This window comes from Tunturiibacter gelidiferens, assembly GCF_014201335.1.
Classification (GTDB): Bacteria; Acidobacteriota; Terriglobia; order Terriglobales; family Acidobacteriaceae; genus Edaphobacter; species Edaphobacter lichenicola_E.
Window position 1 is genome coordinate 181,207 of sequence record NZ_JACHEB010000004.1, and the last position, 14,014, is coordinate 195,220.

Below are 14,014 nucleotides of genomic sequence, written 5' to 3' on the forward strand. Positions count from 1 at the left end.
TGGAATCTCGCGACATGCAAACTTCCAAACATATTCATCTGATCGGTATCTGCGGCACGGCGATGGCGTCGCTCGCCGGGATGCTGCAGCTTCAGGGACATCGCGTGACGGGTTCCGATACGGCAGCCTATCCTCCAATGAGCGATCTGCTGGCGTCGCTCGGCATTCCGATTCATGAGCCCTTTGCGGAGAGCAATTTGAAGCCCAGGCCGGACCTGGTCGTGGTTGGGAATGCGATCTCGCGGGGCAATGTTGAGCTCGAGTATGTTTTGGATACGCGGATTCCATTCTGTTCAATGGCTGCGATTTTGCATGATGAGTTTTTGCCGGGGCGGGAGTCGCTGGTGGTTGCCGGAACACATGGCAAGACAACCACTACGAGCATGCTGGCCTGGATCTATGAGGTCGCGTCGCGGCAAAACCCTGCGCTGGCACCGTCGTTTCTGATTGGCGGGGTCGCGGAGAACTTTGGCACCAGTTTCAAGGTCCGTCCGACCAAGCCGTTTTTGCTTGAGGGCGATGAGTACGATACCGCGTTCTTCGATAAGGGTCCGAAGTTTCTTCATTATTTTCCGGACGCGTTGATTTTGACGCACGTGGAGTTCGATCACGCGGATATCTATGCCGACCTTCCGGCGGTGAAGACGGCTTTCAAGCGGCTGGTGAATCTTGTGCCTGGTCGGGGGCGGATCGTTGCGTTTGATGGCAGCGAGAACGTGAGCGACTGTGTCGAGAAAGCCTTCTGTGCCGTGGAACGATATGGTTTCGATCCCTTGTCGCACTGGCGGCTTGCGGATCTGGGGCATGAAGGAGCGTTGACCCGGTGGACGGTGACGCGTGCAGGCGTTCCGTTTGCTGATTTGAGCCTGCCGATGGCGGGTGCGCATAATGCGCTGAACGCTACTGCTGCGGCTGCTCTGGCGGCAGGGCAGGGCGTTTCGACGGAGGCGATTGTCGAGGCGTTGGCAACGTTCAAGAGTGTGAAGCGCCGGCTCGAGGTTCGCGCCATTGTCGGCGGCGTAACGATTATTGATGATTTTGCGCACCATCCCACGGCGATTCGTGAGACGCTTCGTGCGCTGCGTGAGTCTTATCCGAACCGGCGACTTTGGGCGGTGCTCGAGCCACGATCGAATACGTTGCGACGGAATGTGTTCGAGCTCGACCTGGTGGACAGTTTGGCGTTGGCGGATCGTGTTGTGGTTGCTTCTGTCTTCAAATCCGAGAACATCCCGGCGAACGAGCGATTGCACCCTGAGAACGTGGTGAGTGCTTTGAATACCCGGGGGGTGCCTGCAAGTTTGTTAGCCGATGCGGATGCGATCGTCGAAGCAGTTGTGCCGCAGTTGCACGAGGGCGACGTGGTTGCGATCCTCTCGAATGGCGGGTTCGGGAACATCTACGGGAAACTCCCGAAGGCGATTGCGGGCCGAACGACGAGGGCGTAAACCGGGTGATTTCCTGCCTCTACGGTATCCTTGAAGATGGCATGTTCGCGACCCTCAAGCTCGTCTTTGTCTATCTCGCTCTAGGTCCCATCTCAGGGATCATCGGAATTCCTTACACGCTGCTGGTTGGGGACATCACGTGGCTTTATCGGGTTGCGATGTGGATCACGAATGCAGGCGTGCGCGCAGCTGGAATTACGATCGACATCGGTGGATTCGAAAATATCCCGCCGGGCCGCAGCTGCATCTTCATGAGCAATCATGTCTCGAACCTTGATCCGCCGGTGACGATTCCACTTCTGCCTGGACGTAGCTCTGTGCTGCTGAAGAAGGAGTTGATGAATATACCGATTCTGGGCAGGGCGATGCGGATGGCGAAGTTTGTGCCGGTGGAGCGTGGCAGCCGCCGCGATGCTGCGCAGGCCAGTGTGGCGGCTGCAGTCGATGCGGTTCGGTCAGGGCTGCATATCCTGGTGTATCCGGAGGGAACGCGCTCTCTCGACGGAAGACTTTCGACCTTCAAGAAGGGGCCTTTTTTTCTGGCGCTGGAGACGAAGGCGCCGATTGTTCCTATCGCGGTCTCGGGTACGCAGACGATGATGCGGAAGGGAAGCAATGCGATTGTGCCGGGGGTGGCGCGGATTCAGCTACTGCCCCCGATTGAGCCAGCGGACTATGCGACGCGGGAGCAACTGATGCAGGCGGTCAGGAACGCGATTGCAGAGGCGCTACCGCCGGAGATGAAGCCGGCGGATTATTTGACGATGGCGTTGTAGCCGTCTGTCTGAAGGCGCTGTTTCATGGCATCGGCATCTTTCTTGGTGGGAAAGGGGCCGATCTGGACGTGGAGCAGCTTGTCCTGCGGTTCGTGATGGACGGCGACGTTGTAGCCTCGGTGCTGGAGAGCCTTGATGAGGACGTCGGCGTCTTCCTGGTGCGAGACGGCGGCTACCTGGACTACAGGTGCTCCCGGTGTGGCGGCGGTGATGGAGGTGACCGCTGCGGGCTTCAGGGTGGCAGGCCTGTTGGGAGGATCAGTACGAAAGTCTGCGGCGACGGCCTTGACCCGGGTGAGGGCAGGAGCGGGTTGGGTTGTTGTCGACGCGTCCGTGACGATCGTGGTCGGGGCTGCATCATCGGCTGGTGCTGCAGGCAAAGTGGATACGGCGTGAGTCAGGGGGCTGCCGGGCGCGGGCTTGGGGGCGCTGGACTCCGAGCTTACGGTGGGGAGCTCCGCTGCGCTGACGACAGGCGGGGTCGACCGCTTGCCGAGGGAGTATCCGAATCCGAAGAAAACCGCGCAGAGCAGAGCAAGCGCGAAGAAGATACCAAGGATAGTGGTGGTGCCAAGCGAGATCTCACGGTCCTGTCCGCGAGAGTCGCGAAGATCCTGCAAGTCATCGTCGTTCTGGTAGCGGCTGTTCACGGTCAGACCTTCTTCTCCAGCGCCGGGTCAGGCGTCATTGTCTTATTGAACAGGTTCATCAGCTCCATTGGAAGGGGAAAGACGATGGTGGTATTTTTCTCGACACCTATCTCGGTGAGGGTTTGGAGGTAGCGGAGTTGCAGGGTCATGGGCTGGGTGGCCATGAGCTGGGCGGCTTCGACGAGCTTGGCAGCGGCGTTGAACTCACCTTCAGCGTGGATGATCTTCGCTCTGCGTTCGCGTTCGGCTTCGGCCTGCTTGGCCATGGCGCGGAGCATGGACTCGGGCATATCGACTTGCTTGACCTCAACGGAGACGACTTTGACGCCGAAGGGCGCGGTGTGGCCGTCGATGATGGTCTGGATGCGGATGTTTAGGGCTTCGCGATGAGCGAGAAGACCGTCGAGGTCGACTTCGCCGAGGACCGAGCGCAGCGTGGTTTGTGCGAACTGCGAGGTTTGGTAGATGTAGTTGGCGACTTCGATGACTGCTTTGGTGGGATCGACGACGCGGAGGGTGATGACGGCGTTCACCTTGAGGGTCACGTTGTCGCGGGTGATGACGTCCTGCGGGGGGACTTCCATCGCTTCCTGGCGGAGGCTGACGCGAACGATCTGATCGAGGGGGCGGAAGATCCAGATGAGACCCGGTCCGGCAGCCGCCTGCTTGACCCGGCCGAGGCGGAAGATGACGCCTCGCTCGTATTCTTTGAGGATGTTGAGGGAGTTGGCCAGGTAGAGAACGACGATGACGATGGCAAAGAGAAGCGGGAGAGACATCATGGGTGAGACCTCTGTCGGCCAGACTGCTGCCGCCGCTGCGATTGTAAAGCAGGCGCAGCAGCGGCTCATATTGCTGGCTAGAAGCGGTAGAAAAAGCCGAATCCGGGCTGGAACTCGGTGGTGTGCTTATCGATGGTCAGGTAGTTGGTCTCGAAGTCGGGAGCCTTGAAGAACGTCTCACGAAACTCAGCGCGTGCGCCGAAGTGCTTGTTCAACATGTAGTCGCCTCCGACGTTGTAGTAGTAAGTCGCACGCGCTTGGGGCCCCAGGCCTTCGCCGCCGCCGGGGGTGGGGCGGAAGTCAGTTGTGCCGGCACCCCCACCGATGAAGGGATTGACGCCGTGGAACTGACGCTTGGGGTGAACGACGTAGCCAAAGCTGTATTCGGAGGCGTTTTGCTGGACTCCTCCTACCGGCGTAGCACCGAAGGGAGTAAAGGTCTGGGTGTAGCGGGCGTAGGCGTAGTTGAATTCGAAGCCGACGTAGGGGGAGACGGTGTAACGAATGGTGACGAGCGGGCCTACCGTGTTTCCGGGATGAAGGTTGACTGCGGTTGGAACAGTGTTGATGACAACGGTTCCGTTGGAGTCTGTGTTGATGATGGCGGAGGCGGCTACTCCGATGTCGAGACGCTGGAGTTGACGGTCCAGACCCGAGCTTGGTTGGGTGGCCTGAGCTTTGGCCGTTGATCCTGCCAGGGTGAGCAGCAGGCAAAACAAAACACTCCGAACACAGGACGAGCGGGACACATTCAAAATCAAGCAAAAACTCCCTTATCGAAACTTTCTATCCTTCCAGTCTACTCTGGCGTGGGGGTGGATGGGGGCTTGGAGGACCCGTCAAACCGGCTTTTGCGCGGGTTCCACGACGAGAACGAGGCCATCCAGATCGCGGACGGAGACCAAAGAACCGACGGCAAGTGATTCCGGGCCGCGCAGGGAGGCCTGCCAGAGCTCGCCCCGGATCTCCACCTGGCCAGTGGGACAGAGCGGGGTGCGGACGACGGCAGTGCCCCCGATCATGGCTTGCGGTCCAGTCAGGACCTTGCTGCGGCGGGCGCGGAGGGCTATCCAGGCCAGACCGAAAGAGATCGCTCCGAAGCCAAGGCCTGCGCCCAGGGCCGTCCCGAGATGAACGCGAAGCTCGGGGATGGGGCCGTCGACCAGGGTGGCCAGGCCAAAGACGAGCGATGCGATGCCTGCGATTGCGAGGACGCCGTGGCTGCCGAACTTTGCTTCGAGGAGCATCATGACGACGGCTGCGATCAGAAGAACGATGGCCGTATGGCGGACAGGGAGGAGATTCAGGCCGAAGAGACCGAGGAGAACGAAGAGTGTGCCAATAGAGCCAGGGACGACCGTGCCGGGAACATTGAACTCCAAATAGATGAGAAGGCCGCCGAGGACGAGCAGGAGAACGGCGATGTCGGGGTTGGTGAGTTTGCTAAGCAAGCGTTCGCGCAGGGAAGGAGCCGTGGCGACGATGGTGGCTCCCTGGAGATGCAGGGTTTGGGTGGTGCCGTCGAAGCGATGGATCTCGCGGCCGTCGAGAGCTTTCAGCAGGGAGCCGTCGTCGAGTGAGACGAGGTCGATGAGCTTTAGTTTAAGGGCCTCTTCGTCGCTGTAGGACTTCGAGTTGCGGACGGCGTCTTCGGCGGCTTCTACGTTGCGGCCACGGCGGGATGTGTAGGAGCGCAGGAAGGCTGCGGCGTCATTCTCGATCTTTTGTTTGAGGATGGGATCGAGCTTGGTGCCTTCGACGATGGGGTGGGCCGCGCCAGCGTTGGTTCCTGGTGCCATGGCGGCGATGTCGGCTGATTCGAGGAGGAAGAAGCCAGCGGATCCCGCTCTGCTGCCTGTTGGTGAGATGAAGATGATGACTGGGACGGGCGAGTTCTCGATGGCCTGAACCATGACGCGAGTGGATTCGAGTAGACCGCCGGGTGTGCCCATGGAGATCAAGACTGCCTGGGCGTGGATGCGTGCGGCTTCGCGGAGGCCGCGCTGAAGATAGTCCGCGGTGATGGGCTGGATGGTGTCGTGGATCGTGAGTTTGACGACGGTGCCGGGAGGGTCAGAGGCGGCGGAGAGCGTTGCTGGAAGAGCACAGCAGATCGCCATCAACAGGGTGAGGGCGAATCTGGATATGCGGGTCATTGCAAGTTCTGTCCGCGCGCCAGCAGGGCCTGCCGCATGCCTTGCGCGGCGGTATCCTTCGGCTCGAGCTGGAGTGCTTTGTTGACATTGGCGGCGGAGGCGGTTGTGTCGTTGGTCTGGAGATCGAGCCGGGCGAGAACAAGGTAGGCGGGGGCGTTGGGGTGGAGTTTGATTGAGCTCTCTGCCTCTGCGCGGGCCTCGGCTGAGTTTCCACTACGCTCACGCACCTGGGCAAGACCGGCGTGCGCCTCTGCACTGGACCCATCGGCGGCGATTGCGGTCTGGAACTCCTGTTCGGCTTCAGGAACCAATCCCTGCGCGAGATACTCGTGACCTTGCTTGGTGTACTCGGCCGCCTGTTCAGCGGGTGGCAAAGTGGCCAGCCGGATCGCACGCATCTGGTCGAGTTGAAAGGCCGCCTGCCGGAAGGAGGCTTCAGAGTAGGTGCGGCGAATGCGCTCGAGCGGATCGAAGTCGGAAGTAGTCTCGGTGGTGGCTGCGGCATTAGCGGCAGGTGGTGTGCGTCCCGCTGCGATACTGGTCTTGAGCCGTGCCGCTTCGATATCTGCTGGTCTGAGCTTCAAAGCCAGGTCAACCTCGCGTTTGGCTCCTGCGAAGTCACCCTGACGATACATCGCGACGGCGAGGTTGTAGTGGTAATCCGCGTCGTTAGGATCGGCGGTTGAGGCGCGCTGAAATAACGGAACGGCGTTGTGGCCCTGGCGACTGGAGGCGACGGCCTGATTGTTAACCACCTCGGGGAGAGGGAGCCGGCTAGCAACAAAGGCGAAGGCAGACTCAGCCTCGGCATACTTCGCGGTGTTGAAGCGCGCCAGGCCGATGTAGAAGCTGGCTTCAAGCGCGCGTCGATCAGTTGGAGCGATCTTTGCAAGCGTCGCTGCGGCCTGATCGTACTCGCGCTCCGTGTATTGCGCTTTGCCGAGAGCGAGTAGGGCTGCGGGATAGTTAGGATCGGCCACGATGGCCGCCTGAAGGCGCTTGATTCTCTCCTGCGAGTTCGCAGCATCGGTGCCGCGAATGTAATTCTCAAAGGCGCTGAGCTGGACTCCACCGGACGCCGCGATAAAGGTCTGCTGGGCTACGTTGAAGTGCGGATCGATCTGGCGGGCTACTTTCCACGCGATGGCATTTTCGACGTCGAAGAGTCGGTTGAGTTCGCTCGAATCCTGCAGCGGTGGGGATAGCTTCAGCTGATTGACCTGAAGCACCTGCGCCTGCACGGAGATGCGCCCGTTGGTGACGTTGTAACTGCCTACGATGACGAAGTCGGCGTCGAGATTTTGGGCGATGCGTATGGTGGTAGCGCGAGAGGGCCTGAAATCGACGGGGAGGCCGAGATGGTCGAGCGCGTACTGCCGGTCTTCGCGGGTGATGGTGAGGAAGCCGGCTGAGGAGAGGCGCTGATTGAGCGTGTCGGGAAAGGAGTCGCCGACCCACGCCAAGGCTGCCTGGCCGGAACGATTGTCGAAGGGCAGGACGAGGACGACGCGGCCGCCGGTCTCAGATGGTTCTGAAGACTGCGAGATTGCGGGGATGCTGCATAGCAGGAGCAGCGGGAGGAGCCAGGGCCGTTGAAGGATCGAGCGAACTAGAAGGCGCTTCGTCACAGATATGAGTATAGAGGGGTCAGGGCCTTTGCGGCAGGGGATAGCTATAGAGCAGGCAAAATTCACCCCCCATTGAGCAAGGATGCTCATCGTACTTCGGAGAGTGCGCCTCTGCCTCTCAGCATATTCATGCTGGTCGCGAGGAGCCCACTTAAATGCCTAAATCAGGGGGCAAACGCTGAGTTCAGCACTACTGTCCGTGGACCAGATATCACACCCAATAAGAATGTGAACTGCACATGCACTCACTTCAAGTCAATACGGAACGGTTGAGCAGTAATCCCAGCTGCCTCTCTGAGCGGAGGTAACTTACTTGGTCTGTTTTCGCTCACATATTTGGCAGCCGCCGATGAAAGCGCTGACGATACCTTTAGCGACTTCTCAACTATTTTGTCGGCTGAATTTGCTAATACCGTTGGGAACCGCGCATTGTGGTACTCATGGCGCTGAAATAAATGAGTGCCTCGCAACGAATTGTTTGGACTGCTCTCAAGTATTTTACCTACCGTCTTCCCCCTGATTCTGCCCCATTTCTTCAAGCCTTGGAACGCAAACAAAACACCGGAAATGGATCGATCGTCTTTGGATTTTTCCACTATTTCCGAGATTAAAATTACCTGGTCTGATGTCAGGGGTAGTTTATTGCCCGAACCGTTGAGCGGGTGTATGACCATCATCTCGAGGACGTCCAGAACGTTGGCTTCTGTGACAAAACTTTGCAGCCAATATTGTTGAATGGGAATTCTTGTCAGCCATTCGGAAGCTCGCTGTCCTTTAGCAGAATTTTTGTTCGTCACCAAGGCGATTAGAGGTGTTAGCTTGCCATCCCACATAACGTGGCTTTGCATGGATCGATGAAAATCTCTGCCGATCAACTGAGTACTCATTGACCGACCATGCTTGTCGTAATCTTCGGGAAAGGCCGCTCGGAACAGGGGAAGAATGGCGGATCTGAGCTCTTTCCATTGCATATATGTCGGTATTCTGGATTCCCGAGAACGGTGCCTCCAGAGAGATCGCCCATCCCTAATCACTCTTTGGTGTCCATACACATATCCCGATAGTGTCGTCGTGCACCGACCAGCTACCAATGAAATGAGTCCTTCAGAAAAGGTCATCTCAGTGAGTCTGTTGATAAATTCAATCGTAGTCTTCCTTCTGTCCTTTCCTGAAGAGCGAACAATCAAATCGAGTCCAACCAAGAGTGATTTTATTTGGGGAATTAGTTCATCTGAAATTCCAGAGAAGTCAGTCTCAATATTCATACCCTTCGAAGGCGAGCTCTCGTTTTGGAAAACCATTCCCGCCGAGTGAAGCAGTCCGCTCAGCTGCCAGACAGCGAATGGAGATGAGTCTATCTCAATAGGTAGGCAATCAAATATCCCCTTGAAGGCGAACTGTTCTATCAGAAGTTCATGATGCTTCTTGGTAGATTCCAGGTTCCTGAGGTCTTTGTCCGTAGATGCGGCCCAATACCATGGTCGGACGATGATCTCCGCCGGAATATCATTTAGCTTTCCTGCATGTTCAAGTTCTTCTGCAAAGCTTCTCTCCGCTTTGAGAGGCCAGCGTAGCTTCATTGTTGCTTCTATTTTTGAATCCCCAGAGTACTCGTCGAGGCCCTTGAATAGTTCCTCCGAAGAGAGTACTCGATTGCAAACCGACCAAAGCCGTTCCAAATCCGAGTAGTCCGCCCAGGTCCTGGAAGTTCCCAAAAGAACGCTAAGCTCTTGCCTAGGTCGATCGCTGTCACAGACCGCGATCAGATGAGGAAGATTCATTACCAAATCCTTCGGATGAACCCGCACGCCTCCATTTTTTGGATCGAGAGAGCTAATCAAAAACGAAAGCGCTTCTCTATGAACATGTCCAGGAGCGTTCAGTACGCCTTCCAGCAGCAGTTGATGAATAATCGTGGCTCCGTCTGATCTCCAACCATCATCACCGTCTAAATCGAGTTGGCGTGCACGAGAGAGTAGGTCGGCCCGTTCGTTGACACGTCGCAATCCAGCAAAAAAACGCGCTACCTCTTTCCAAAACGGCCTCCTGATCATTAATTCGAAGAGATCGTGAGCATTGACTTCACACTTGTCATTTATGAACGCAGCTGCAAAATATTCACGGATGGGCTGTATCTCGAATCCATATTGTGTGAGCTCTCCTTCTCCAGAGAGCGCCACTATCAAGCCAAGTCTCTCTTCCCCAATTCGAAATAACCCTTCCCCAAGATCAGTTTTTCGTCCTTCAGATTGGAACCAATCTCTGACCAGCTGGATCAATTCGGTGCGCGGCAATCGGGCCGCGGAATTTGTGCCTTCTGCTCTACTATGGATGGTGAAGCCGATAACTTCGTGTAGAGTTTCGATGTCGTCCCGATTCTTGCGAAGCTCGGGGCTCTTCTCGACATCACGGTCAATGACCGTTTTGAAATATTCGCGGTAGAGCTCTGCTCTCTTATCAGGAAATGCTTCACCCTTTAGACGAATAAAGTGAAGCAAGACTGAAAGTTGCATCGGATTTTTCACAAGGGCGGCCACATGATCTTCGCCTCTCCGTTTGGAAAACGAAGCCGTGACACGTTCTCTGTCGGCCAGATCGACGCATTGGACTTCCGTCCACCGCTCGACATACAGATTTACTCTGTTATCGCTAAGTGGTTGAAGCTGAATTCTGTTAAATCCACTGAGGGCATCGAGCCTTCCTGCTATGGCAGGTGGTCGTGATGTCACTATTACTCGGAGTTCAGCCTCCGCGGCGGTTTCCAATCGAGTTACGGTATCAACGATTTTTGCAACCACGACATCTCGCAAGGTGTCACTTCCAACTTCGTCGAGGCCGTCGAAAATCAGCAGAACGTTTTGTTTGCGAACAATCTGATGAATATCTTCAACTGTGATTACAGCGCCCCCCGAATCTTTGCTGAATGATTCGGCTAAATACTGTTCCACACTCCGATCACTTGTTCCAAGCCACTCAGCAAATAATCTCAGCTCTACACGGATTGGGAGGTGCACACGTCGCACCTGCGATGAATATCGCAAATACTCTGAATCAGACCCAGTAAGTAGAGATCTGTAGATTTGGGCGACCATTTGCGTGACCGTGCTTTTACCTTGACCTGGGCCACCTTCTAAAATAATTTTTGAAAAATGACGATTCTCGCTTGAGAGCAATAGGCTTAGCGCGCTCAGCCTAAAATACTGCTCGGGCATAAGGTTCAGAACTAGCCGTTGCTCCAAATTCACCTGCCTGAAGCGAATTACAGAGTCTCGCAAAAGCTGAGCCTTTAGCGCTAGCTTGATCGAAAGCAATATACCACCAGATGGGTCGGCCGCTATTTGGCCTACCGTCGGAACGATCCGCCCGGCAAAGATCTCGGGGAATGCAGACCAAACTGATGCTGCCTGATCAAGCCAAGCTGTGAGGTGATCCTGCCAAAGAACCTCCGCGTGAAGATCGCTTCGGTTCTTCAAATATTCCTTTCGCTTTTCATCAACCTTTTGAAAGGTGTCACGGCTCGAAGGCACGTTCGTTATCAGAAAAAAAAAGTCTACCTTGCTGTCTCCCTCGCGCGTTACGACATTCGTTGATAGCTCATCTGCGAAATCTTGGACAACTCTGGCCCGCATCGCAGATGCGGGTTGATCAGCCATTCTGTGATGTTTAACTTGAAATAGGTAACGTCCAGGGTTGACGATCGCTCTATCTCGCTTATCGAGCGGAGGGGGGACGTCCACTGCGAAAAAGACTGAATTCGGAGGTGTTTCGGCATCGCGCCCACCATCCGCACCGCGGATCGGTAATAAACGGATTCCTTCTCCATACCGCAGGACCAGTAATGCGTTCACAAGACGCTGAAACGAGATTGGATCAAGCTCATCAAAATAATACTGTGCTGGCATTATTACCTTGTTCTTTCTGGGTGCTCATCGATTGGCAGATCAAGATTCTGGCCACAGCCAGTGACGTTCAAAAATGAAAATTAGTTAAGTCCGAGTGGTTGTCCGTCCGAGCGAGTATACGCCAGTCTGCCTGTCTTCAAAACGTGTACTCGGTCACTTGTCAGACTGCTGCGCTTCCAACAAACCTATCTATTGCGACAGCAGGGTTTCGAATTTCTACTCCATCCAACAAGCTTCGCCAGCGTTTGCCAGTGCCTTGGATGCGGCACTCGCCCCTTTCTAATCTGGTCTGCGTAGCTGACTGAAACTCCGAGGCGCTTTGCTACTGAGGAACAGGACAATGACACAAGGCGAGGCTGAATCTTGGCTGAATAGAGATCGCTAGTGAGCCAAGTCGGATAATCTGTGGGATTCCAATCCCATACTGCCTGTGTATTGACCTTTTGAGTGGCCGATCTTTTGGCCTGCGCTTCGGGAAGAAGCGTGACAACACGCCCAAGACGTGCAACTTCGATCATCCGTTCAGGACGTTTCTCCTTTGCACACTCGTCGCAGTTGGTAGAACGACTGTGAATTTTCTTCCCACAACTGACGCATACGTTAGCTCGCCTGAAACTGAGTTCCCGTTCGACATTGGAGGTTACCTTCTTTTCCTGACGAGTGGCAGGCGTGAGTTGGACCGGCAGGCGAGACCGGCTCTGAGAAGTTCTAGATTTATGGATCTGTTGTGTGAACCATTCGGCAACCGGCGCAACTAGGCGAGCCCACATTGGTGCTGTCTCTGACAGCTTCGATGCGAAGGACGACGTTAGCCGACAATTTCCATCGCGCTCTTCAAAGAAATAACTACGTAGCAAGGGTTCACGTTGCAGCCAATCGAGTACAAATGCGTCCACTTCAGGTCTGATCGGCTCCATCAAATCACAGGCCAAGCTTTCACGGTACTGGGTATCAACATGAAGAACCCCGAGCCCCGGATCGAGCCCCAGCTTTGCAGCTGCTAGTCGTGCTTGTACTTCAAGGAGTGCGTAGAGGTAATTCAGGATGGCATTGACTGGATTCGTGGCACGGCGTGGTGAGGCTGTGAGCGATGAGATCCGCGATCCAAAGGTGCGCCAATGTTCAGGCACCACGCTGCAAATCTTGACGAGGAAACATGACCTCTAATCCACGCCACGTAGCCCAATAGATTTTCGCCCCTTGCGCTTCGACTGACCGAACTGCCTCAATAGACGAAGCTTCGGCAAGTTCAGACCTCCATTTCCGAATTGCCAGGGCGGCCGATTCGCTGCGAAATCCGTCCCTTACTGCCCGCTCTTGCGCCGCCAATTTTCTATCTATAAGTTCGCGACTGATCGTCAGCGCTGTTCCGTTTTGAAGAGCCAAAGCCTGGGCTCGCCGCAGTCTGACGTCGGAGGAGTGGACTGGACCTGTGGCTGCCAAGACGGATCCGTCACGATCCAGCATCGCGAAGGAAGCATCGCGGTCCGCAAGCCAACGCAGAGCTGACAGCGATACCATGCCGTCTGATCCGATCACAACGAGATGCCGAAGCCCACGATCGACACGTGAGATTCGAGAGCTTCTTCGCTTTTCGCCAAAGCCGTCTTCGAGGAGCAGATGTCCGCGATCTACCCTAACGCTGATGCCGTAGCCGGAGAGCGTCACCACTCCGCATCTAGGCTTTAGCTCTAAAGCATTGTGAGCTGATTTGCGCAGCAGAGAAAGCTGCGCTACGGTTTGAGTAGCTGCCATTGGAGTCACCTCTCCGTCGGTGGTTAGGGCTTTCCGCCTGCTAGTAACAGACGGGAAGCCCGTTTCGTTTGTCTTTCACATTATAAGGCCTAACTCTCTGATATAATTGACGTTTTTGCTATTCGAGCGCCCTTTGTTTCTGTTTCCCAATGACGAATTCAGCGAAAAAACTCGCAGCCTTACAGAATCTCTGGGACGTCTATCGTTCAACATTTGCTAGTCGATCTGACATTGCGCGTCGTTTGGATATTGCAGACTTTTTCGCTAAATGGGCCGAACAGAAAAGGCTGGCGTTTAAGAGAGATGGCGCCATGGGCAGTTTTGACGATCTTTGCAGATATGGCTGCAAAAAACTCCCACTTGCCATCGTCGTCGGGATGAAAGAACCGGTGCGATCATTTGGTGAGAAATGGCAAAAGATTATGGGCCCAACAAGACAACGCGAGCAAAAGATAAAGGCTCTGGAAAAAGCTGCAGATGCATTAGAAGAGGTGCTCAGCTCAGTCGTGGATGTGCTCACCCTGGATTTTGTCGGATCGATGAACCCTGAAAGCATTAAGGCAATTCGGAGAGCACTAATCACTCCCGATCAGAATAGTTTAAGGCCCGCTATATATAGCCATGTGCAGGATCCGGCAATTACGATCAGCGCATTAAGGACATATGCTTCAATCCTGAAATACACGACTGTTACCTCTCCTGACATGTTTGCAAGGTATTTGATCTCTGCTTATGTATGGAGGGCAACTGGTGATTTTCATGATGAAGAAGTGTCGAGTTTGATCGCTGCAGGTCGAGACGATGTCTACGATGCACAAGCACACAAGATGTGGCGCAAAAGAAACTACCAACGACTCAACGAGAGTCTTGGCTCTTTTGCGGATTTACTAGTTGATTTCGGTAAAGTGTCGGGCTAA

Annotated in this window: 11 protein-coding genes; 3 read left to right on the forward strand and 8 right to left on the reverse strand. The window is 55.4% G+C overall.

Annotation, left to right across the window (positions count from 1 at the left end):
• Window positions 1–14: 14 nt before the first annotated feature.
• Window positions 15–1,448 carry a UDP-N-acetylmuramate:L-alanyl-gamma-D-glutamyl-meso-diaminopimelate ligase gene (gene mpl, locus HDF14_RS09615; RefSeq protein ID WP_183975893.1) on the forward strand — a complete coding sequence of 478 codons (1,434 nt, stop codon included), beginning with the start codon at window positions 15–17 and terminating at the stop codon, window positions 1,446–1,448.
• Between the two features lie 41 nt (window positions 1,449–1,489).
• Window positions 1,490–2,224 (forward strand): lysophospholipid acyltransferase family protein, encoded by a 735-nt coding sequence (locus tag HDF14_RS09620; protein WP_183975895.1) that lies wholly within the window; start codon window positions 1,490–1,492, stop codon window positions 2,222–2,224.
• Here the strand turns inward: HDF14_RS09620 and HDF14_RS27180 are convergent.
• The 8 genes from HDF14_RS27180 to HDF14_RS09660 all read right to left on the reverse strand — a co-directional run bounded on the left by HDF14_RS27180 (window position 2,203) and on the right by HDF14_RS09660 (window position 13,097).
• A complete protein-coding gene (locus HDF14_RS27180; protein WP_183975897.1) occupies window positions 2,203–2,874 on the reverse strand; it encodes an SPOR domain-containing protein in 672 nt (223 codons plus the stop codon). The two genes, HDF14_RS09620 and HDF14_RS27180, sit on opposite strands and share 22 nt — an antisense overlap.
• A 2-nt stretch (window positions 2,875–2,876) precedes the next feature.
• Window positions 2,877–3,656: a slipin family protein gene (locus tag HDF14_RS09630; protein WP_183975899.1), complete on the reverse strand. Its 780-nt coding sequence runs from the start codon at window positions 3,654–3,656 to the stop codon at window positions 2,877–2,879.
• A 77-nt stretch (window positions 3,657–3,733) separates the two neighbouring features.
• Complete coding sequence (locus tag HDF14_RS09635; protein ID WP_183975901.1) at window positions 3,734–4,417, reverse strand: outer membrane beta-barrel protein; 684 nt, start codon at window positions 4,415–4,417, stop codon at window positions 3,734–3,736.
• A gap of 78 nt (window positions 4,418–4,495) precedes the next feature.
• Window positions 4,496–5,812: an NfeD family protein gene (locus HDF14_RS09640; RefSeq protein ID WP_183975903.1), complete on the reverse strand. Its 1,317-nt coding sequence runs from the start codon at window positions 5,810–5,812 to the stop codon at window positions 4,496–4,498.
• Window positions 5,809–7,530 carry a tetratricopeptide repeat protein gene (locus HDF14_RS09645; RefSeq protein ID WP_183975905.1) on the reverse strand — a complete coding sequence of 574 codons (1,722 nt, stop codon included), beginning with the start codon at window positions 7,528–7,530 and terminating at the stop codon, window positions 5,809–5,811. Before HDF14_RS09645 ends, HDF14_RS09640 begins: the two co-directional genes overlap by 4 nt.
• Window positions 7,531–7,685: 155 nt before the next feature.
• Window positions 7,686–11,342, reverse strand: a complete 3,657-nt coding sequence (locus HDF14_RS09650) for an NACHT domain-containing protein (RefSeq protein ID WP_183975907.1) — start codon at window positions 11,340–11,342, stop codon at window positions 7,686–7,688.
• A gap of 185 nt (window positions 11,343–11,527) precedes the next feature.
• Window positions 11,528–12,475, reverse strand: a complete 948-nt coding sequence (locus HDF14_RS27515; protein WP_406707209.1) for a CRISPR-associated endonuclease Cas1 — start codon at window positions 12,473–12,475, stop codon at window positions 11,528–11,530.
• Complete coding sequence (locus tag HDF14_RS09660) at window positions 12,465–13,097, reverse strand: CRISPR-associated endonuclease Cas1 (RefSeq protein ID WP_183975911.1); 633 nt, start codon at window positions 13,095–13,097, stop codon at window positions 12,465–12,467. Before HDF14_RS09660 ends, HDF14_RS27515 begins: the two co-directional genes overlap by 11 nt.
• Before the next feature lie 149 nt (window positions 13,098–13,246).
• Between HDF14_RS09660 and HDF14_RS09665 the strand changes: the two genes are divergently transcribed.
• Window positions 13,247–14,014, forward strand: coding sequence for a hypothetical protein (locus HDF14_RS09665; protein WP_183975913.1), 768 nt, complete (start codon window positions 13,247–13,249; stop codon window positions 14,012–14,014).

Bases quoted from the DNA above. Each gene is read 5' to 3' on its own strand.
- mpl (WP_183975893.1), top strand. From the start codon at position 15: ATGCAAACTTCCAAACATATTCATCTGATCGGTATCTGCGGCACGGCG.
- HDF14_RS09620 (WP_183975895.1), top strand. From the start codon at position 1,490: ATGTTCGCGACCCTCAAGCTCGTCTTTGTCTATCTCGCTCTAGGTCCC.
- HDF14_RS09630 (WP_183975899.1), bottom strand. From the start codon at position 3,656: ATGATGTCTCTCCCGCTTCTCTTTGCCATCGTCATCGTCGTTCTCTAC.
- HDF14_RS09640 (WP_183975903.1), bottom strand. From the start codon at position 5,812: ATGACCCGCATATCCAGATTCGCCCTCACCCTGTTGATGGCGATCTGC.
- HDF14_RS09645 (WP_183975905.1), bottom strand. From the start codon at position 7,530: ATGAGCATCCTTGCTCAATGGGGGGTGAATTTTGCCTGCTCTATAGCT.
- HDF14_RS09650 (WP_183975907.1), bottom strand. From the start codon at position 11,342: ATGCCAGCACAGTATTATTTTGATGAGCTTGATCCAATCTCGTTTCAG.
- HDF14_RS09660 (WP_183975911.1), bottom strand. From the start codon at position 13,097: ATGGCAGCTACTCAAACCGTAGCGCAGCTTTCTCTGCTGCGCAAATCA.
- HDF14_RS09665 (WP_183975913.1), top strand. From the start codon at position 13,247: ATGACGAATTCAGCGAAAAAACTCGCAGCCTTACAGAATCTCTGGGAC.